This window comes from Lachnoclostridium sp. An118, from assembly GCF_002160985.1.
Classification (GTDB): Bacteria; Bacillota; Clostridia; order Lachnospirales; family Lachnospiraceae; genus Claveliimonas; species Claveliimonas stercoravium.
On record NZ_NFLQ01000003.1, the window covers coordinates 19,267 to 39,312 of the forward strand.

Genomic DNA, 20,046 nt, shown 5'->3' on the forward strand with positions numbered 1-20,046 from the left:
CTTACTTATAAGTATTGCAGATAAATCATAGCTTATTTATTTGTACTTTTCAATGGTTCATTTAAAATCTCTGTGCCGGGCAGCACAAATTCTCCGTTTTCGATGAGAGGGATCTCCTGCCCATCCCCGGTGACTACCGCGATCCGGCCCAGCTCCTCATAGGGGATGGTGATATCTGTATGGCAGTGGAAGTAGGCCCTTGAGATATCCTCCCTGCGCAGGGCAGACACCGAATTGTCCCTGGCCACGATCTCCTTCCCGTCCGGGTTGTACACTTTGATGTCCTCAGCCCAGCTGTAGCAGGTGTCTCCCACTGCAAAGTGGGGGCCTGTCTTCTCGGCGATGAGAATGGGCATCTTATCCCCGATGCCGTATTTCCTGGCCGTCACATAGGCTGTGGTGTTGGTCCCGATGGCGAACTCTCCCAGGGGCAGGGTCTCGTGCCGGAAGAGGATGTTGTCATAGATGTACTTCTTCCCCTCCTCCTCGTCCGAAAAGCTCCCGCACCGGTAGCCGGTGACCATGCCATCCTCAAAGGTCAGCTCCAGGTCCTTGAACTGCAGGCCGTTCAGGTACACCTGGCTGACGTGGAGCGTGCCCCGGGTGCCCTCCAGCACAGGAGAGGTGAAGACCTCCCCTACAGGGATGTTCACATCCGCCACGCAGTTTTCAAAGATGGTCTCCTTCGCAGGGTCCTTAAGGCGGAAGAGCTGCACGGTCATGTCCGTCCTGTTGCCGCCTCTGCCGAGGATGCGCACATACGCTCCCTGGTCCAGGGCGTCGATGAGATTCTGCTGGACCTTTCCGTAGAGCTCCGCGTCCAGGGTGTTGATCCGGATCACCTCGTCAAAAATCTCCGGGTACTTCTCCCCTATCTCGGGGACCGGCCAGGCAATGATGGTGAAGCTCCTCTCGTCTCCCGGGATGTACTGGTTGGTCATCTGGGAGGAGCGGCTGTCATAGAGGAGCATCAGCTCCTCCTGCTTTGCCGTCAGCGCCACTGCCTCCTGCTTTGGCTCCGGCGCAAAGGGCTTCTCCCCAAAGGTCTCCATGACGGCCGGCCCGGCAAGTCCCAGGGCCAGCTTTTTATTTCTCTCATAGAAGGTGTGCATGACCTCCAGCTTCCTCTCCATGAAGCGCTTGTTGAAGAAAAGGCCCTGGTCATTCCTGTGGTCATAGTCGTACTGCATGTTGGGGATACCGCCGTGGTAGCCCACCCGCCCGGCTCCCCGCTTTGTCAGGGCGCTGGATGCCGCCCGGTATATAACAGGCTCAAGGCCCATCTGCCTGAAATTTTTCACAGCTTCCCTCACCACTCGCTCAAAGCCCAGGGTGTAGCGGATATTGACCGCGCTCTTCTTTGACAGGTCCTTTCCCGTGTTGACAAAGCCCACCCGGTAGCCCTCCGTGTACACGTCCGCCATCCTGCGGACAGTCTCCTCCGGCAGGGAGGACAGATAGGCGGCCGTCCCCAGCTCATTTTCGCTTATATATTCCCCGAAGAAATAGAGGTATCTGGGGTCCGACAGGTCGCTGCCCTCCAGGATGTCCAGGGCAAACGTCTTCCCCGGATCGATCTGGTCCCCCACTCTGTCCGCCACGAACACATCGCAGTAGTCGCTGGCATACCAGTAGATGATGTCCCGCAGCGTGTGTACGGACGGCTCCTCTTCCTCTTCAAAGCAGTTGTAGATTTCTATGAAGAGCTCGTACAGGATATCCAGGTACTCCGTCCTCCCCTCCGCCGCATAGGGAATGCCGCCCCTTATCTCGGCGTAGAGAAAGCTTAATATCTGCCCGTACTCCTCTCCCAGCTGGTCCACTGCCCAGGCCGGATCTCCAAAACTTGTCCCGTAATTTTCCGGCAGGATGTCCTCGTAGAGCCTCCTGTTCCACTCCTTCAGCTCCTCCAGAGAGGAAGTCCGGTATTCCCCGGACCGGACGCATCTGTAAAATCTGTCCAATAAAAGAATAAATTCCGCAGTCCGCCGGAACCAGGGCCGGAACCTCTCTCCTGCCGCCCTCTCATCCGGGATCTGCGAAATTCTTTCCATTGCAAGTTCATATCTTTCTTCTGTCAGCTCTGTCATTTAAAACAGCCCCCTTAAAAATATTGCGATCAGCCCGAGAAGAAGAAGGCCGTTCAGCGCCGCACCCACCCTGCAGGTCACGTAGTTCTTCTCCCGCTCCTTAAAGCCCTGGACAGCGTCCTTCAGGCCGACGACAGCCAGGACCAGGGCAAAGAGGCCTACAACGCCGATCAGGAGCCCCACATCTCCTCTGGTTATGTATGATGCAGAAAAAGCCAGCACCAGAAGGAACAGGCAGCACACGGCCAGAAAGGTGGCTCTTATTCCCCTTCTGGAGTGCTTCAGCTGCGCCTGTCCGTATTTCCGGCTGCGCCTTTTCATCTTCTCTTTTTCAATTTTTTTCTTTCTTCTTCCCTCCGCCATCTCCTCAATGGCTTCTCTTAGTCTTCTTAGAAGCATGGTGTCTCCTTATCGCTGCGCATATGATAAATATGATGTATCCTGCCGCCCCTCCTATGGTGTTCAGGAGCAGGTCGTCCACGTCAAAGCTGCCCACCTTCGTCAAGAGCTGAAATGTCTCCACCATCAGACTCAGCGAAAAGCTGTACAGCACGGCTGCGGCAAAGCTCCTGTACCGGCTCGCCATAGGCAGGAAAAAGCCAAAAGGCATAAAGATCAGCACATTGCCGAAAAGATTGGTAAACACGGCGTAGGTGCCAAGCTGATGCCTGTACGTCCAGAACCTCTTTATTTCCCGGAACAGGACCAGGTTATAGTGGTACTCGCTGGCCGGTCCGGTCCTCCCGTACAGGTCGGAAAACAGCAGAAAATACACGATAAATGCCATATACAGGATAAAGAGTATCTTCCCCAGTATACGTATTCCCCTGCCTTTTTTATAACTCAAGATCTGTCTTCTACTCCTCCATTCAGGCTGTCATCCAGACCGCCCTTTCTAAAACATCAGGCCGTTTTTCTCTTTCAGGAGCCTTGCTCCGCTTATGATGGCCAGGATGCCCGCCGCCGTGCCCACCACGATCATCACAATGCCAATGGCTATATTTCCGGTCCCTGCAAACGCCATAGATCTGTATGCTTTCTCATTCATAGCAACATCCTCCTATTTTGCTCCGTACTGTTCATAGTATGCGTCGATGGCCGCCTTTAATGTATCGTCGATGACAACCTTTCCCTCACATTCTTTGTTCCAGAGGCACTCCACCACCTCTTCCATGGTGACGATGGCCGCCGTGTCAAATCCGTACAGCTCCTTCACCTCGTCCAGGGCCTTCTTCACGCCGCCCTTTCCGACCTCCATCCGGTCCAGGGACACCATGAGGCCCACGATGGTCACATCCGCCGCGCCCCTCACCTTGGGCACGGTCTCCTCCATGGATTTGCCGGAGGTAGTCACATCCTCGATCATGATGACCCGGTCGCCGTCCCTCAGGCTGCTGCCCAGGAAGCTCCCCTTGTCAGCTCCGTGGTCTTTCTCCTCCTTGCGGTCTGAGCAGTAGCGGATCTCCTTTCCGTAGAGCTCGCTGTAGGCGATGGCTGTCACCACTGCCAGGGGTATCCCCTTGTAGGCAGGCCCGAAGAGCACGTCAAAATCATCCCCGTACCTGTCGTGTATGGCCTTTGCGTAGTACTCTCCCAGCTTCTTTAACTGGGAGCCTGTCACATAGGCGCCGGCGTTCATGAAAAATGGAGATTTCCTCCCGCTCTTCAAAGTAAAATCTCCAAATTTCAGCACGTCGCTGTCCACCATAAAACGGATAAATTCCTGCTTGTATCCTTCCATATCTATAAAGCCTCCTGTGATCTGTGAGTATTTAACATGAATTTTTCTTTTCAATTTTAACATAGGTGGGATGTATTTTCAATCGGTCTGTTGAGGGGATATCGGTCTTGGGTTTCCGCAGAGCTATCCCCTCAGGGCAAATCCAAAGCAGCGTATCAATTCCGCTGTCAGTCCTCCTGAAAATAATGATCATCCAACATATATGTTTGCACCGGGGTTATGTGGAGCTGATATTTTTCAATTAGCTCTACTAATCGCTGACCATCAATCAGGGTTACTGTATTTCCGCCCTGCACAGCTTTTGCCTGTGCCTGTTTGGTAAAATAACTGGTCGTAATAAAAATACCATAATCCGCATTAAAGCTCATCATAACACCCTTAAATTTATCTATTTCAGGTTCAGATACCGGATTATCGGTATAGCGTTTACACTGTACTACAACCTTTGCAGTCCTAAACTCATCGGATTCAAAATATCCGTAACCATCAATACCATGGTCACCTGACATTTTTACTCCTTTTTCACGGTCAAATTTTATGCCCATATGCGAAAACAGAAGCCTTGAAAAGCTCTCAAACTTTTTCGGAGAAAAAAGTTTTATCTGATCCAACACATCAATCTTCCAGCTTTCGGCCATATCACTTTCATCTTCCATATCTTCAAGCTGGACATCTTCACTTTCCGCCTTGGCAGCCTTACTTTTTTCCTTTCTGCGCAAATACTGTTCTCTATGCTTTTTTCCCCAATATTCATTTTGGATCCGCAAATCATCCTCAGTGGGGTATGAATTTGTCTCAACAGAACGCCCTTTTTCTGTTAAAACTATATCGCCCCCTCGATCATATGCTTGAATATATCCACAATTAAGCAAATTTACAAGCGAAAAATTAAAGTCCATATTAAAAGGAACGTATTTCGTTCCATTTTTGGAGGTTATTGGTTCAAACACATCCTCATATGATATATTCATTTCATCATCGTCAACAATCCCTTCTTTTATTGACTGCCGCGACGCACTCCCTCCAAGCGTCTGTAATACTTTTAATATATATCCTCCGACATTTTCCGCATTACGTTTATATTCCTTTTTTCCCATAATATCTGCTTTCTCCTCTGTAAACAGCCATCCATATTTTACTAAATACGTATTCTCTTCGCATTGTCCCAATTTATGCAAAAAAATACTTTGCATATGAATAAAATAATTTTAACATCCTTTACTAAGAATTACAGCCCTATTTTTATCTAAGCTTCATGCCGTATTCTTTTTAGTGCAATAAAACAGCTCCGCAATATGCTCTCCCAATCATACGCATATTACGGAACTGTTTTTATTTTTTACACCGTGCTCACTGTGCACTGTACATATTCTCAAAGGTCTGAAACAATTTTCCCGTAATCCTTCTCTATCCTCTCCCGCATCTCAACAAATACAGGAATATATTTCTCCAGGATCACCTTTACCATTTGCCGGGCTGCCTCGCCATTGTAAATATGAGTCATGTCATTCCTGGCTCTGAGCATTTCAAGCCAGATATCCTCATCAATATAATCGTACGTGGCATAGGCCGCTTTTAAGATTTCTCTGGGCGAGCCGGATTTCGCCACGCTCCTCCCCTCATAGCTCAGCAGCTCCTTCAGGACCTTCCAGCTAAGTTCAAACTGAAGGAAAAATTTATCAATAATTCCGCTGATGATAAACTCATTTGTCAGGTCCTCATCCTTGGCACGCTTCAGGACTTCCAGATTTGCCACAAAGTTTTCAAACTTCTTCATATATCACGACCCCTTCTCTCCTGATAGTGTCCAGAAATTCTCCCTCTGGCAGCTCCGACAGATCCACGATATCAAATTCCAGGAGCGTAGATGTAGTATCCTGCACATCCAGCGCAAATCCTGAAATTTTTCCGCCTTCCGCCGCAAGATCGATATCGCTCGCTCTCCAGTAGTCTCCTCTGGCCCGGGAACCAAATAAGACCACCCGCTTTACACCGTACCGGCGGGCCAGTTCCCGGATCTCATCCAGCACTACCTGCTTAATTCCTGTATGCTCTGCATCTGCCAGCAAATTCTTTTCACTCCTTGTTTTTTAACTACGGGACCGGATCCACAGTTTCGCCAGCCGTCTTCTACCTGACAGCTCCCACCATGTCTTTCACAGTCTCAAATCCCTGCTTCTCCATATATTTCTCGATGCCATCAATGACTTTCAGGGTCACGGCCGGATCGTGGAAGTTGGCCGTTCCCACGGACACAGCGCTGGCCCCGGCCAGGATCATCTCAATGGCGTCCTCCGCCGTGGCAATACCTCCCATGCCGATAATGGGGATATTTACTGCCTGCGCCGCCTGGTACACCATGCGCACGGCAATGGGGTGGACTGCCGGTCCGGACACGCCGCCTGTCTTATTTGCCAGGGCAAATGTCCTGCGGTTGATGTCGATCTTCATGCCGGTCAGTGTATTGATAAGGGAGATGGCGTCCGCGCCGCCTGCCTCCGCCGCCTTTGCGATTTCTGTGATATCCGTCACATTGGGGGTCAGCTTCATGATCACCGGCTGCTTTGCGATCTTCTTGATCTGCGCTGTCAGCTCCTCCACATGTCCCGCGTCCTGCCCGAAAGCCAGAAAGCCCGCGTTCACATTGGGGCAGGAGATGTTGATCTCCATCATGTCGATGGGCTCATCTGCCAGCCGCTCCACCACTGCCAGATATTCTTCCGGCGCATGACCGCACACGTTCACAATGATCTTTGTGTCAAACTGCTTCAGATAGGGGATATCCCTCTGGCAGAACAGCTCAATGCCCGGGTTCTGCAGGCCGATGGCATTCATCATGCCGCCGTACACTTCCGCCACGCGGGGCGTCGGGTTGCCGCTCCAGGGTACATTTGCCACGCCCTTTGTGGTCACGGCGCCCAGACGGTTCAGATCCACAAAATCTGAAAATTCCTCACCGGATCCAAATGTGCCGGAAGCCACAGTCACCGGGTTCTTCCACTCTACGCCCGCTATATTTACTTTCATGTCCATCAGATCTCCACCTCCGTCGATAAGAAGACCGGCCCGTCCTTGCAGATCCGTTTATTGTTTACATTGCTGTGAGCATCCTTCTCCTTTGTCTTGCACACGCACCCGAGGCAGGCGCCGATGCCGCAGGCCATCCTCTCTTCCAGGGAAATGTAGCACGTAATGCCCTTTTCTTCCGCGTACTGTTTGATCGCCCGAAGCATAGGTGTGGGGCCGCAGGCAAAGATAATATCCGCCTCCAGGCCGAGCTCCCGCACTGCGTCCAGGACATTTCCTTTTACGCCCACGCTTCCGTCCTCTGTGGAGATAAAGAGCTCTCCGTTTTTCTCAAATTCCTCCCGCAGAAATGTCTGCCTGTCCCTGTATCCGGCAATGATCTGCTTTTTCCCGCAGTCCATCTCCTTTGCCAGCTCCAGGATGGGAGGCACGCCGATGCCGCCGCCCATGAGGAATGCTTTTTTCCCTTTTGCCTCCTCCAGGGGGAAGCCATTTCCCAGGGGGCCGACGATGAAGAGGCTCTCTCCCGCCTTCATCCGGGAAAACTGCTCTGTACCGGTGTTCTCTCCTGTCACCCGGTACACCACCCGCAGCGCCCCGCCTTCTCTGTCTATTTCACAGATGCTGATGGGGCGGGGCAGCAGCTTTGTCCCGTCATTTGTATACATGGACAGGAACTGCCCCGGCTTTGCTGTCTTTGCAGCCTCCGTGCATATCCACATGCTGAAGATCCCCTCCGCAAGCTGCACCTGGGAGATGATCTGTACCTGTTCTTTCTTCTTTGTCATCTTTTCCTTCTCCTTTACCGGTTTTCCAGTGCTCCGGCAATATCGGCGATCATATCTTCCACCGCAGCCCTGGAAGCGTCTCCAAAGGCCTCTGCTCCGAAGGAAGCATATTTCTCCTGCTTGTAGGCAGCGATGATCCCTCTGGATGAGTTTACGATGGCGCCAAGGCCGTCCTCATTGAAGAAGTGCACCAGATCTTTTCCCTGGCCACCCTGTGCGCCGTAGCCCGGCACAAGGATGTAGGCCTTGGGCATGATCTTGCGCAGCACTTTCCCCATCTCCGGGTATGTGGCGCCCACAACTGCGCCCACGTAGCTGTAGGAGCATCCCATGCACTCCTGTCCCCACTCATTTACCTTCTCACCTACCAGCTCGTAGAGCGGACGTCCGTCGATGAGCTGATCCTGGAACTCCCCGCTGGAAGGATTGGATGTCTTCACAAGGATGAAAAGTCCCTTCTGCTCTTTCTTGCACACGTCGATGAAGGGTTTCACACCGTCGGATCCAAGATAGGGATTCACGGTCACAAAGTCCTCATCAAAAGGAGCAAATGTATTGCTTCCCACCTGCACTTTTCCGATGTGTCCTGTGGCGTAGGCGGCGGAAGTGGAGCCGATGTCTCCTCTCTTGATATCGCCGATCACAACCAGGCCTTTTTCTTTACAGTAGTCCACAGTCTTTTTGAAAGCTGCAAGTCCCGGGATGCCGAACTGCTCGTACATGGCGATCTGGGGCTTCACAGCCGGAATCAGATCGTATGTCTTGTCCACGATCTCTTTGTTAAACTGCCAGATGGCCTCAGCGGCCCCCTCCAGGGTCTCGCCGAACTCAGCAAAGGCCTTCTTCTGCACATGCTCCGGAATGTAGCTGAGCATGGGGTCCAGTCCCACTACAATGGGGGCTCCTGTCTTTTTGATATTGCTTACTAACTGATCAATCAATGGTTTTTCCTCCTTCGTATACGATCCGTCCGCCCACGATGGTGCAGCGCACTTCTCCTTTTACCTTCCTGCCGTGGAAAGGTGTGTTTTTCCCTTTGGATAAAAATGTATTCTTGTCGATCACGTACTCTTTCCGGGGATCAAAGATCACCACGTCCGCGATCTTGCCCGTGCTGACAGATCCCTTGTCTGAAAGTCCCAGGATCCGGGCCGGGTTATAGCTCATCTTCTCCGCCATCTGCATGGGAGTGAGGACGCCTTTTTCCACCAGCTCCGTGTAAGTCAGGGCTGCGGACGTCTCCAGTCCTACAATGCCGAAAGCCGCCAGCTTCATGGAGCGGTTCTTCTCCGCCTCGGCGTGGGGCGCGTGGTCTGTGGCAATGACGTCCACCACGTCATTTTTCAGCGCCTCCCTCAGAGCCTCCACATCCGCTCTGCTGCGAAGGGGCGGGTTCATCTTAAAGTTGCCGTCATCCTCACAGATATCGTCCGTGGAAAGGATAAAGTGATGGGGACACACTTCCCCGGTCACAGGCAGTCCCTCCTCCTTCGCCAGCGCCAGCATCTTTGCGCTGTCCGCTGTGGAGCAGTGGCACAGGTGGAGCTGCACGCCTGTCTCTTTTGCCAGCAGGATGTCTCTGGCCACGATGACGTCCTCCACTGCGTTGGTGATGCCCGGAAGTCCCAGCTCCCTGGCTTTCTCATCCGCGTTCATGACGCCGCCCTCCACCATGGTAATGTCCTCACAGTGGGCAAACACGGCCACGCCTTCCTTTTTCGCCGCCTGCATCCCCTTCCGGTAGAGAGAGGCATTCATGACAGACTTTCCGTCCTCGCTGATGGCGCGGCAGCCGTTCTCCGCCATCCCGTTAATGTCCGCCAGCTCTTCTCCCTTCTGGCCTCTTGTCACAGCTCCAAGCTGGATGACATTTGTGAGGGATTCTCTCTTGGCCCTCTCCATGACCTCCCGCACTTTCACGCCGTTGTCAATGACCGGCTTTGTGTTGGGCATGGCGCACACGGTCGTAACGCCGCCCCGGACAGCCGCCCGGCCGCCCGTGGCCAGGGTCTCCTTGTACTCCAGTCCGGGATCCCGGAAATGCACGTGCAGGTCGATAAAGCCCGGCATCACCCAGCATCCGTCCGCATCGATGACCCGATCGCTCTCCGTCTCAATATTCTTCTCCACCTCTGTGATCCGATCCCCGTCGATCAGCACGTCACATATATCATCCAGCCCTGTCCCGGGGTCAAGCACATGTCCGTTTTTAATCAAAATCGTCATAGCCTGTATTCCTTTCTACATACATACTCTGTTATATTTTATCATACCCATATAAGAAATGGAACGGGGAATTTCCCGTTCCATTTCTTCGGCAGCGGCCGCTGCCTGTATCCACTTTTTCACAATATCCTGCCGGTTTACTGCTGCGCCACTACTTCCATGGCCTTCTCGAGCTGGTTGTCCGCGTCCGGGTTGTTTTCATCGTACTGGTACTCCACTTCCACGTCCGGGGTGATCCCCTCCCCGTCAATGCTGCGGCCATTGGGGGTAAAGTACTCCGCAATGGTCAGCTTCACGCTTGTTCCATCCTGCAGGTCAAAGACGCTCTGGACAACTCCCTTTCCGTAGGACTGGGTCCCCACGACCTGCCCCAGGCCGTAGTCCTGGATAGCTCCCGCGAAGATCTCCGAGGCGCTGGCGCTGTAGCCGTTCATCATGACAACCAGAGGCTTGTGGAACTGATTTTCCTCGTCAGAGGTGTACTCCTCCCGCTCTCCGTTCTTATCCTCCGTGTAGACGATGAGTCCCTCCGGCAGCATCAGGTCCAGGATATCGCAGACCGTATCCAGATTGCCGCCGGGATTACTCCTGAGATCCACGATCAGTCTCTCCATGCCCTGGTTTTCTAAATCCTCCAGTGCCTCCTTATACTGCTCATAGGTCACGGTGTCGAATTCTGTGATGCGGATGTAGCCCACGTTCCCCTCTTTCATCTCACAGGAGACAGTCTGGGCCTCGATGGTGTCTCTTGTGATGGTCAGCTCTTCCTCCTCGCCGGTGTCCGCCCTAAGGACTGTGAGGGTCACCTGGGTACCCTTCTCCCCCTTGACTTTGCTCACCACGTCGGACAGGTCCTCCCCTGTCACCTCTTCTCCCTCCACCTTGTAGAGGGTGTCGCCGTCCCGCATGCCGGCCTCCTGTGCAGGAGAGCCGTCATACACCTGGAGGACCGTGATGACGCCGGTCTCCCGGTCCTGGCTCATGAGCGCGCCCACGCCTCCGAACTCGCCGGACAGACTCTCGTTCATCTGCTTCGTCTCCTCCTCGTCGTAGTAGACCGAGTAGGGATCTCCCAGGCCTTCAATATACCCTTTGTAGACGCCCTCCGACAGGTCCGTCTCATCCACGTCGCCGATATAAAATCGGTCGATGAGGCTGTTCAGGAGCTCCATCTTCTGACTCTCTTCACTTTTAAAAACGGTGCAGGAGACAACTCCCCCTGCCAGTAATACAATGAGGGCGCCAGCAAGCGCCCCCTTAAAAAAACTATGATCTTTCATATATGCAGTCCTGTTCTCCGTGTTTTTACAGATACAATCTGGGATCTACCGGCATGCCGCCCACATGCACCTCAAAGTGAAGATGCGGACCGGTAGAAGCACCTGTGGAACCAACCGTCGCAATATTCTGACCAGCCCCCACTGACTGTCCCACACTCACGCCAATTGTACTACAATGCTGGTACAGTGTAGCTATATCACCGTGGTTGATAATGACATAATTTCCCCTGACAGAGTTATTGGCAACTGTCGTGACTGTTCCGGCTGCCGCCGCAAAGATAGGCGTTCCAGATGCCGCCGCATAATCCCGGCCCTTGTGGTTGGTACTGCCGATACCGCCCGGAGACTGCCGTCCGCCGAACTCACTGCTGATGTAGGCTGCCGGGCAGGGATTCTGCAGTCTCCCGGTCCCTCCTGACGGCGTATAATCGTCCACTGGTGTAAATTTGCCGGGATTCTGTGCTTCCTCCTGCAGTCTCGCCTGCTCCGCCGCAGCCGCCTGAAGCTGGGAAATCTTGGCGTTTGTCTCGCTCAGCTCGGACTCAAGGCTGGCAATCTCGCTGCTCTTGCTGTCCACCAGAGTCTGGAGCTCTGTCTGCTGGGTCTGGAGATTTGTCTGCATCTCCTCCAGCTCCGCGTTCTCCTTCTCCAGCTCCTGCTGCTGCTCCTCCACTTTATCCACAATATCCTGGAACTCCACCAGCATGTTCCTGTCATACTCGGAAATCTGGTTGATATACTCCGCATTGCTCAGGAACTCCGCAATGCTCTTGGATTCCAGCAGTGTCTCCAGGAACTGCCCGTTCCCGTTCTCATACATATACTGTATGCGGAGCTTCATGCTCTCATACTGGTTATTCTCGTCAATTTTAGCGGCATCGAGTTCATCTGCCTTTTTAGCGATCTCCTCCTGCTTTGCCTCGATGTCGGCCTGGGTCTGCTCCATATCCTTCACGATGCCGTCAAGCTGAGCCACCAGCTGATCTTTCTCCGCCTGAGCGGCGTCCAGAGCACTCTGCTGCTGGCTGGCCTTGTTCTGGGCGTCCTGCAGATCGTCCGCCTTTACTGTCACATTCACCTGCAGGCCCATGCCTGCCACAAGCGCTCCTGCTAATAAAACACTGACTATCCTTTTCTTAACCATAGCTCTTTTCTCCCTTACTTTGTACCCCTTAGTTTCCCCTGTATCTGTTTCTTGGTTCCGTAATCTATCACAGACAGATGCACGCGCACCTGTTTGCTACACTTTCAGGTGTTTGCGGATCGTGAAGAAGCTTCCCACAAATCCGATGCCCACACCGAGGGCAAGCCCAACCGGGAGCAGGACCTTGTAAACCTCTGTCACCGGAAGGAAATCCAGGATATTATTTAACAGATTAAATCGTGTGAGGATGTATGAAACCGCCTTTCCATACATAAAATATAACAGTACAAGCGGTATGATGGCGCCGATCAGTCCGATGACCACACCCTCTATGACGAAGGGTGCCCGGACGAACCCGTCCTTCGCCCCTATATATTTCATGATGGCGATCTCCTCACGCCGGACCGTGATACCCATAGTAACAGTGTTGCTGATGAGGAAGATGGACACCGCCAGAAGGATGGCGATAATGGCGATGGAAACGTAAGTGATCAGCCTGTTGACGCTGCTGAGGGTATCAGCCACCACGTCAGACTTGTTGACCCTCCTGACGCCGTCCAGGCTCTCCGCAAAGCTTACCACATCATCCTGCTTGGATACATCCTCCATGTACACCGCATAGTTATCTGAATTGGCCAGCGGGTTGTCATCCTTGAAGCCCTCCGCCAGGCTGGAATCCTCGCCAAAATATTCGCTCTGGAAGGATTCCCAGGCGTCGTCCGCGGATACATACTCCACATCCAGCACGCCGTCGCATTCTCTCAGCTCGTTGCCTATCTCATCGACCCGGGACTGCTCCAGCCCCTCCTCGAAGAACACGGTGATGGCCACGCCTTCCTCGGCTTTCTGGACAATATAGTTAAAGTTCATAACAATTGCAAAGAACAGACCAAACACAAAAATACATGCCGCCATGGTCGCAATGGACGCAATGGAGAACAGTTTGTTACGGGCAATGTTCTTAAACCCCTGTCTTGTCGAATATCCGACTGTACTAATCTTCATTATTATACCCACCTTTTTGCTCGTCGCTGACAATGACTCCCTTTTTCATTGTCACCACTCGTTTTCTCATCTCGTTTACGATCTCCTGGTTGTGTGTCACGACCAGGACAGTCGTTCCCCTCTCATTGGCCTCCTCAAGAAGCTTCATGATCTCCCAGGAATTGGTCGGATCCAGGTTTCCTGTAGGCTCGTCAGCCAGAAGGATGGAAGGCTCATTCACGATGGCCCTTGCAATGGCAACCCTCTGCTGCTCGCCTCCGGAGAGCTCCTTTGGATATGACTTATATTTCTGGGCAAGACCTACCAGAGAAAGAGCCGCAGGCACTTTCTTCTTGATGATCCTGGGCGATGTCTCCACGACACGCTGGGCAAAGGCAATATTCTCATATATATTTCGGTCTTTCAGAAGACGGAAATCCTGGAACACGACACCAAGACCCCTGCGGTACATAGGGATCTGCCTGTGTTTCAGCCTCTCCAGATTCTGCCCGTTCACGACGATCGTACCGGAAGTCGGTTCCAGTTCCTTCATGATCAGACGGATCAAAGTCGATTTACCTGATCCGCTGTCCCCGACGATGAAGACAAACTCACCCTGCTCGATCTTCAGAGTCACACCGTTCAGAGCCGCAACTCCCTTCGAGTATTCTTTCGTTACTTCGTTCAGTTCAATCATATTTTCCTCCTAATTATCAATACTCCAGTGATTCCATGTATTTCATGTACTTCACTACCATCAGCGCGATCTTGAACGTGATGGCATCCTCAAACACACGGAGGTCAAGCCCCGTGCTCTTCTGCAGCTTATCCAGCCTGTAGACAAGCGTATTGCGGTGGATGTAGAGCTGTCTCGATGTCTCGGACACATTCAGACTGTTCTCAAAGAATTTATTGATAGTCGTCAGAGTCTCCTCATCGAACTCATCCGGTGATTTCCCCTCAAAAATCTCGCGGATGAACATCTTACAGAGCGGTATGGGGAGCTGATAGATGAGCCGCCCGATCCCCAGCGTGCTGTAAGCAATGACCTTCCGGTCATCAAAAAATATCTTTCCCACATCCAGGGCAAGCTTTGCCTCCTTGTAGGACTTTGACACTTCCTTGATGTCACTGATCACGGTTCCATACGCAATGCGGATATCGCCGTCATCCTCCCCCTTCAGGAGCTCCAGTATGGTCTCTGCCGTCTTCTCCAGCTCCGCATGGCCGTCTGAAGGCGCCAGCTCCTTTACGATTATAATATCCTTCTCATCGACCGCGGTGACAAAATCCTTTGTCTTATTGCCCAGAAGGCTGCGCACATGGTCCAGCATGCTGCTGTCCTTCTCCCTGGCAGTCTCCACTATAAAGATAACACGTCTGACTTCCGTGTCAATATGTAATTTTTTTGCACGGTTATAAATATCTACCAGCAGCAGATTGTCGAGAAGGAGATTCTTGATAAAATTGTCTTTGTCAAAGCGCTCTTTGTACGCGGTCAGGAGCGTCTGTATCTGGAATGCGGCGACCTTCCCGACCATGTAGACATCGTCACTTCCGCCGTTGGCCAGGAGGATGTACTCAAGCTGATGCTCATCAAAGATCTTAAAAAACTGATACCCCTGGATCACCTGGCTGTCCGCCGGAGACTCCACAAAGGAAAGTACAGATGCCTCATAGTTCTCCTGTTCGGCAAATGTGCTTGCTAAGGATTTCCCGTCTGTATCCATGACACACAGATCGATCCGCGTGATCGCTTTCAAGCCATCGATGGTATTTTGTAGTATTTGATTAGATATCATATTCCATCTCCTCCACTCATTTCAATATGCATTTTCCACAATGTATTTACGCACATTCACCGCTTTTTGCATATTACTCTTTTCTATACTAATATAAATCCACAAAAAAAGAAAGAGGAAATCACACATTTTTGTTAATTTCCTCAATTTTCTTCCCGTATTTTCTTTATTTCCACATTTCAGGGCCCTATACAAATTGCCACAAAAACCTCAGTGCTCTGACACTGTCTCCAGCTCTTTTTTTCTGTTTTTTTCCACCTCGTGCCTGAAAAGCCTGTGATTGATAAACTGGACGATCCTCTCTATCCTGCCTCTGCTGCGGTAGATAGGATTTTCGCTCTTTCCCACGCCCAGCCAGACCCGCGCGTTCAGCAGGAGCCTGTTCCGGGTGATAAACTCCTCCTGCCCCGGGGAAGACAGGGACGCGATGACACAGTCGGTCTCCGCCCCGTTGACTGCATTGACCACCAGGTCGTCCGCCTCGTCTGCAGGTGACACCTTCGCCATGCCGGCGACCTGGATCCCGCTGTAGTCCTCCTCAAGGAAGCGGTAAAACCCCTCGGCCTCCTCCTCCGTCTCCACAAGGAGAAAGACTCTGGAATGGTTTTTGTGGAGAAAGCGGAGAAACATCTTGAGGTATGTCCTCTGCTCGATCTCCTGGAGCTGCTTCTTCTCACGCACCTCCACACCCTCCAGGATTTCCTTTTCTCCCGGGATCACGAGGTCGATCTTTTCTATATTTTCACGCAGCGAGGAGTCCCCGGAAGCATACATCAGGGTGTCCACCGTGACCATCTCGATCACATTGATGGCTTCCGTCCCCATATATGCCACGGTCTGCTTCATGGCCTCCTTGGCGGTACAGTCATCTATGTCAATATTCAGCACCTGGATCTTTCCGTTCATTGATAATCACCCGCAATTCCCTCTGGCTGTCGATTATAACAAAATGACCTGTCCTTTTCAACCTTTGACACTAAATATTCACACTTCGTAATAATTTTAACATTTTTGTCACTTTTGGTTTTTCTGCCGCCTCTTTTTTGTGATCAGGCCGCCGATGCGCCCCGTCTCCTTAGAGGAAAGGGATTTCCATCCCTTTTCCATGACCTTGTCGAGCAGCCCCAGCTCCTCCGCGATCTCGTATTTCAGCTTTTCCTCCTCTGTAAGCGCATTCATGTCAACCGGCTTTTCTTTTTTCTTTCCCATATGTCTGCCCCTTTCCAAATAGATTGCTATCTGGAAGTATTGACAGAACCCGGGGTTTTATACAGCCGCTTTACTCTCTGGGGGCGTCCGGTATGATGATGGCCGCGATCAGATAGGCCAGGAATCCGCTTCCTCCCGCAAAGATAAACAGCACAAAGGCCAGCCTCACAAGGGTCGGGTCGATGCCGAAGTACTCGGCCACGCCGCCGCACACACCGCATATCATGCGTTCCTTCCTGGAACGGTAAAGTCTCTTTGTATCCATACAGATCCTTCCTTTCTACTACTATTTTCTATTTCTTCTTTCTGCTACTCTTCAAAATAGATTTCCGTGCTTCCCACGTCGCAGACGATGTTCATGGTCTTCTGCGCTCTGTTGTCGACAGTCTGCTCCACGCCCAGTCCGGAATAGCTGTTTGCTCCCACATTCAGTTCACCCACGCCGCACTCCAGACTATAGTTAAAGTCCGCCTCTTTTCCCGCGGCGGTGTAGACCAGGCTGCCCACGCCGCACTCCAGGTCCGCCTGCTGCCTGGTATCTCCGGACGCCTCGACGGTCCCCACACCGACTTCCACATCCAGCTCATCCGCCGTGAACCAGTCCAGGGCAGCGGTGCCGGCCCCTACCTCCATTTTCAGCTCACCGGCATCGATATTTTCCACATAGAGCTCGCCTATGCCCATCTGCAGGTCCGCCGCCTCAAGCTGCAGGTCCTCGGGGATATAGATCCAGACATTCCCGTAATTTCCCTGGTTGATCCTCCAGGGAAAACGGCGGGCCTTGGTCTCCACCTTCAGTTCTCCGTCCTCTTCTGTCACCTGGAATTTCAGAGCGAAGTAAATGTCCTCTGTCTGCACTTTGACGCCCTTCCCGGTACCCCTAAGGATCTGGACATCAAGCCCCTCCGTGTCCAGCTTCAGCGAGCGGACATCATGGTAGGTCTGGTCTGTGTCCGCCTCCAGCGGAGTGTCGCCGTAATCGTAGGCCACATCCACCTCTCCTCTTCCCGGCCCGATCCAGTCCGGGATATAGTTATCCATAACACTCAGCGTAGCTCCCATCACCTTTCCGCTGACCAGGCACACGCACCCGATACCGGCCACTACGCCGCAGGTGATCCAAAAATTCTTCCATCCTCTTTTCATTTAGCCCACCGCCTTTCTCCCGTGAAACGGACGTCTGCAGAGTTCTACAAAAAACCGGAACAGACCCGGCAGCACGATGATACAGAGCCTTACGGCCGCCACGGTCAGGATGGCCCCTATCACCGCCAGTATCATACCGCTGCCTATGAGAGCCAGCCCTGTGGGCAGATCCGGCACAAGGGCCATCATCCCCGCAAAGAAGAGGACGATACCCACAATGGCCACCACGACAGCCGCCAGGGCAAAGGCAAAAAACACGGCAAACACGGCGATGGCGAGCCCCACCACAGCACAGAGGAGAGCCAGCCCTACCGGTACCACGATAGGTGAGCAGACAAGAAGTATCAGCACGATCAGGATGATCTTCCAGGTCCGGCTCGACCTGGACTGGCCGTAGCTGTCGCCGCCTCCGCAGCCACCTCCTCCGTTTCCGCCTGAATTGCCGCCGGGGCCATATCCAGCCGGGCCGCCCGGCCCTGCGGGGGACTCCCTGCGTTCAAACCTGGTGTCCGTGTATCCGGTCTCCCGGAACTCTCCTTCCTCGCCGGCCTTTCCACCCAGCCCGGCCTTTATCTCAGCCGCCACCTTGGCGGGGCTTCCCAGCTCCCGGATGATCTCCGCCTCGTTCTCCTCTCCCGCCTCGTCAAAATAGTCATTGTAATATTTCATTGCCTCCGTGCGCTCTTCAACAGATATATCCTGCAGGAGCGCCGCCAGCTCAAGCATAAATTGTACACGGTTCATAAGATAGCACCTCCCTCAAATATTTCGCTGATCTTTTTCGAGTAGCTTCTCCATTCGGATCGATAGAGCTCCAGCTGCGCTTCACCTCTCGGTGTAATCTTGTAATATCGTCGGTTCCTCCCGTCAAACTGCCTGTCGTACACTTCCAGGCAGTCATCCTTCTGCAGTCTCCTGAGTACGGGGTACAGGGTGGATTCCGACACCTCGATGGCCTTTCTTACATCCTGGGTGATCTTATAACCGTATGTCCCCTCTTTTTCTCTTGAGACAACCGCAAGGACGATCGCGTCAAGAAGGGCAGCTCCGGTGTTAAATACCATACAATCACTCCTTTTCTCCCTGCCTTACAGCGCCCTCAAAAGTCCGGCGCTGATATTATCAAAAACTTAATATTGTTTTTATGGCTATATTATATGTTATATAGTATTGTTTGTCAATAAATATTATATGAAAATATAATAATGTCATAGTTTTTTACTCTCAGCATCATATGACAATCCACTGTTGAAATTTATGTCAAAATCATGTACACTGTAGCTACAATGATCAGGGCAGATTTTTTCACAATACTTCTATCTGCCCGGAGAGCTCGTTTTTCAGAAGCTCTCATCCATATTTCTTGGCCCTTCGGCCGGAAAATACCCTTTGGGACCACACAGCAAAACAACAAAGAGAATACATGAGAGCGATTGTATTTTACATATTTGCCTGTTACAATAAGCATAGATACTGTCTTTTATGTATTCTCGCCTTCACGAAAGGAGAACTGCATGACAGACAGAGAAGACAACCGCACACAAACACATACCATACGGAACACAAGGCCAAAGGACAGCGGCGCCAAGCTGATCTTTGACAATCCAGTCCTCTGCGCTCAGTTCATCAGGGACTATCTGAACGTAGACATTTTAAAGGATGTTCAGCCGGAGGACATTGAAGATATCTCCGAGCGCTTTTTGTCTATGTGGCAGGAGAACCGGGACTCAGACTGTGTAAAGAAAATCCATCTGAACGGAGCAGCCGGACCTGAGGCGCTGTTCCTGATCGCCATGATCGAGCATCAGTCATCCGTAGACTACGATATGCCTTTCCGCATTTTAAGGTATATCACCCACATACTGACCGACTATGCCGCGGAAGCCGAGGAGAGACAGCCCCACATCACGGCCAGGAAGGATTTCCGCTACCCGCCTGTCCTTCCGGTGATCTTCTATGACGGGCCGGGAAACTGGACCGCAGCGGCAGATTTCAGGGACAAGGTATATCTCAATGACATCCTGGGAGAGTATATCCCCTCGTTCAAATATATCGTGGTCCCTCTCTCCAGCTACTCCGCCGAAGATCTGATCGGCAAAAACAACGAGCTCTCCCTGCTCCTGCTGATCGACAAGCTGCGTAGCTCCTCGGACTTCAAATTTCTCAGGGATATCCCTGACGAATATTTTGAAAATCTGGGCCGGAATTCACCGGAGTCTGTGCTGAAGCTGATGAGAACAGTCATATCCGTCCTGCTCCTCAAGCTGAATGTTCCAAAAGAAGAGGTGGCTGAGTTCACCGACCGCATCGAAAGGAGAGATTTTTCAGTGCTGTTTGAACATTTTGAGGCATACGATGTCCAGGAGACCCGCAGGGTCAGCAAGGCCGAAGGCAAGATAGAGGGCAAAGCCGAAGCAATACTTGACCTCCTGAGAGATCTGGGCCCTGTGCCGGAAGACATAGAAAAACAGATTGCCCAGACCACTGACCTGGAGCTTTTAAAGAAATGGCTGAAGGCTGCCGCCAGGGCAGAAGGTATAGAGAGCTTTATTTCCCAGATGTAAAACACAGCCCCGCCCTGACAGGGACCAGGTGTCCTGCTGTCAGAG

Annotated in this window: 24 protein-coding genes; 1 reads left to right on the forward strand and 23 read right to left on the reverse strand. The window is 52.2% G+C overall.

Translation table 11 applies throughout. The features are described 5' to 3' along the window. Positions 1 to 32: 32 nt before the first annotated feature. The 23 genes from B5E62_RS03080 to B5E62_RS03185 all read right to left on the reverse strand — a co-directional run bounded on the left by B5E62_RS03080 (position 33) and on the right by B5E62_RS03185 (position 18,501). Positions 33 to 2,090: an aminopeptidase gene (locus tag B5E62_RS03080; protein WP_206414293.1), complete on the reverse strand. Its 2,058-nt coding sequence runs from the start codon at positions 2,088 to 2,090 to the stop codon at positions 33 to 35. Further along, entirely contained in the window at positions 2,091 to 2,489 is a 399-nt protein-coding gene (locus tag B5E62_RS03085; RefSeq protein ID WP_143468793.1) for a DUF6142 family protein, read from the reverse strand. Beyond that, complete coding sequence (locus B5E62_RS03090) at positions 2,458 to 2,877, reverse strand: VanZ family protein (protein ID WP_206414295.1); 420 nt, start codon at positions 2,875 to 2,877, stop codon at positions 2,458 to 2,460. Before B5E62_RS03090 ends, B5E62_RS03085 begins: the two co-directional genes overlap by 32 nt. A 108-nt stretch (positions 2,878 to 2,985) precedes the next feature. Further along, a complete protein-coding gene (locus tag B5E62_RS17020) occupies positions 2,986 to 3,138 on the reverse strand; it encodes a hypothetical protein (protein WP_164488598.1) in 153 nt (50 codons plus the stop codon). A 12-nt stretch (positions 3,139 to 3,150) separates the two neighbouring features. After that, positions 3,151 to 3,831: an orotate phosphoribosyltransferase gene (gene pyrE, locus B5E62_RS03095; protein ID WP_087173282.1), complete on the reverse strand. Its 681-nt coding sequence runs from the start codon at positions 3,829 to 3,831 to the stop codon at positions 3,151 to 3,153. A gap of 167 nt (positions 3,832 to 3,998) precedes the next feature. After that, on the reverse strand, positions 3,999 to 4,928 hold the full coding sequence (locus B5E62_RS03100; protein WP_087173283.1) for a restriction endonuclease: 930 nt from the start codon (positions 4,926 to 4,928) through the stop codon (positions 3,999 to 4,001). A 275-nt stretch (positions 4,929 to 5,203) separates the two neighbouring features. Next, the gene (locus tag B5E62_RS03105; RefSeq protein WP_087173284.1) at positions 5,204 to 5,608 is read right to left on the reverse strand and encodes an HI0074 family nucleotidyltransferase substrate-binding subunit; all 405 of its coding nucleotides are present in this window, start codon (positions 5,606 to 5,608) and stop codon (positions 5,204 to 5,206) included. Beyond that, entirely contained in the window at positions 5,595 to 5,897 is a 303-nt protein-coding gene (locus B5E62_RS03110) for a nucleotidyltransferase family protein (RefSeq protein ID WP_087173420.1), read from the reverse strand. Before B5E62_RS03110 ends, B5E62_RS03105 begins: the two co-directional genes overlap by 14 nt. A gap of 64 nt (positions 5,898 to 5,961) precedes the next feature. Next, entirely contained in the window at positions 5,962 to 6,864 is a 903-nt protein-coding gene (locus tag B5E62_RS03115; protein WP_087173285.1) for a dihydroorotate dehydrogenase, read from the reverse strand. Beyond that, positions 6,864 to 7,646 (reverse strand): dihydroorotate dehydrogenase electron transfer subunit, encoded by a 783-nt coding sequence (locus B5E62_RS03120; RefSeq protein WP_087173286.1) that lies wholly within the window; start codon positions 7,644 to 7,646, stop codon positions 6,864 to 6,866. Before B5E62_RS03120 ends, B5E62_RS03115 begins: the two co-directional genes overlap by 1 nt. A gap of 14 nt (positions 7,647 to 7,660) precedes the next feature. Beyond that, positions 7,661 to 8,587: an orotidine-5'-phosphate decarboxylase gene (pyrF, locus tag B5E62_RS03125; protein WP_087173287.1), complete on the reverse strand. Its 927-nt coding sequence runs from the start codon at positions 8,585 to 8,587 to the stop codon at positions 7,661 to 7,663. After that, positions 8,580 to 9,872, reverse strand: coding sequence for a dihydroorotase (locus B5E62_RS03130; protein ID WP_087173288.1), 1,293 nt, complete (start codon positions 9,870 to 9,872; stop codon positions 8,580 to 8,582). The genes pyrF and B5E62_RS03130 overlap by 8 nt, the downstream gene beginning before the upstream one ends. A gap of 137 nt (positions 9,873 to 10,009) precedes the next feature. Then, positions 10,010 to 11,152: a S41 family peptidase gene (locus tag B5E62_RS03135; protein ID WP_087173289.1), complete on the reverse strand. Its 1,143-nt coding sequence runs from the start codon at positions 11,150 to 11,152 to the stop codon at positions 10,010 to 10,012. Between the two features lie 25 nt (positions 11,153 to 11,177). After that, the gene (locus tag B5E62_RS03140; protein WP_087173290.1) at positions 11,178 to 12,296 is read right to left on the reverse strand and encodes a murein hydrolase activator EnvC family protein; all 1,119 of its coding nucleotides are present in this window, start codon (positions 12,294 to 12,296) and stop codon (positions 11,178 to 11,180) included. A gap of 96 nt (positions 12,297 to 12,392) precedes the next feature. Next, the gene (gene ftsX / locus B5E62_RS03145) at positions 12,393 to 13,301 is read right to left on the reverse strand and encodes a permease-like cell division protein FtsX (protein WP_087173291.1); all 909 of its coding nucleotides are present in this window, start codon (positions 13,299 to 13,301) and stop codon (positions 12,393 to 12,395) included. Further along, positions 13,291 to 13,977 carry a cell division ATP-binding protein FtsE gene (gene ftsE / locus B5E62_RS03150; RefSeq protein ID WP_087173292.1) on the reverse strand — a complete coding sequence of 229 codons (687 nt, stop codon included), beginning with the start codon at positions 13,975 to 13,977 and terminating at the stop codon, positions 13,291 to 13,293. Before ftsE ends, ftsX begins: the two co-directional genes overlap by 11 nt. 16 nt (positions 13,978 to 13,993) lie before the next feature. Next, the gene (locus tag B5E62_RS03155; protein ID WP_087173293.1) at positions 13,994 to 15,082 is read right to left on the reverse strand and encodes a PucR family transcriptional regulator; all 1,089 of its coding nucleotides are present in this window, start codon (positions 15,080 to 15,082) and stop codon (positions 13,994 to 13,996) included. A 210-nt stretch (positions 15,083 to 15,292) separates the two neighbouring features. Then, complete coding sequence (locus B5E62_RS03160) at positions 15,293 to 15,988, reverse strand: WecB/TagA/CpsF family glycosyltransferase (RefSeq protein WP_087173294.1); 696 nt, start codon at positions 15,986 to 15,988, stop codon at positions 15,293 to 15,295. A gap of 108 nt (positions 15,989 to 16,096) precedes the next feature. After that, the gene (locus B5E62_RS03165; protein ID WP_087173295.1) at positions 16,097 to 16,291 is read right to left on the reverse strand and encodes a small, acid-soluble spore protein, alpha/beta type; all 195 of its coding nucleotides are present in this window, start codon (positions 16,289 to 16,291) and stop codon (positions 16,097 to 16,099) included. 70 nt (positions 16,292 to 16,361) lie between these two features. After that, the gene (locus tag B5E62_RS03170; protein WP_087173296.1) at positions 16,362 to 16,556 is read right to left on the reverse strand and encodes a PspC domain-containing protein; all 195 of its coding nucleotides are present in this window, start codon (positions 16,554 to 16,556) and stop codon (positions 16,362 to 16,364) included. 44 nt (positions 16,557 to 16,600) lie between these two features. Next, positions 16,601 to 17,437, reverse strand: coding sequence for a DUF4097 family beta strand repeat-containing protein (locus tag B5E62_RS03175; RefSeq protein ID WP_087173297.1), 837 nt, complete (start codon positions 17,435 to 17,437; stop codon positions 16,601 to 16,603). Continuing rightward, complete coding sequence (locus B5E62_RS03180; protein ID WP_087173298.1) at positions 17,438 to 18,181, reverse strand: DUF1700 domain-containing protein; 744 nt, start codon at positions 18,179 to 18,181, stop codon at positions 17,438 to 17,440. Further along, positions 18,178 to 18,501: a PadR family transcriptional regulator gene (locus tag B5E62_RS03185; RefSeq protein WP_087173299.1), complete on the reverse strand. Its 324-nt coding sequence runs from the start codon at positions 18,499 to 18,501 to the stop codon at positions 18,178 to 18,180. The genes B5E62_RS03180 and B5E62_RS03185 overlap by 4 nt, the downstream gene beginning before the upstream one ends. A gap of 450 nt (positions 18,502 to 18,951) precedes the next feature. On the opposite strand from B5E62_RS03185, the gene B5E62_RS03190 reads away from it, so the two are divergent. Beyond that, complete coding sequence (locus tag B5E62_RS03190) at positions 18,952 to 20,001, forward strand: Rpn family recombination-promoting nuclease/putative transposase (RefSeq protein WP_087173300.1); 1,050 nt, start codon at positions 18,952 to 18,954, stop codon at positions 19,999 to 20,001. Positions 20,002 to 20,046: the final 45 nt, after the last annotated feature.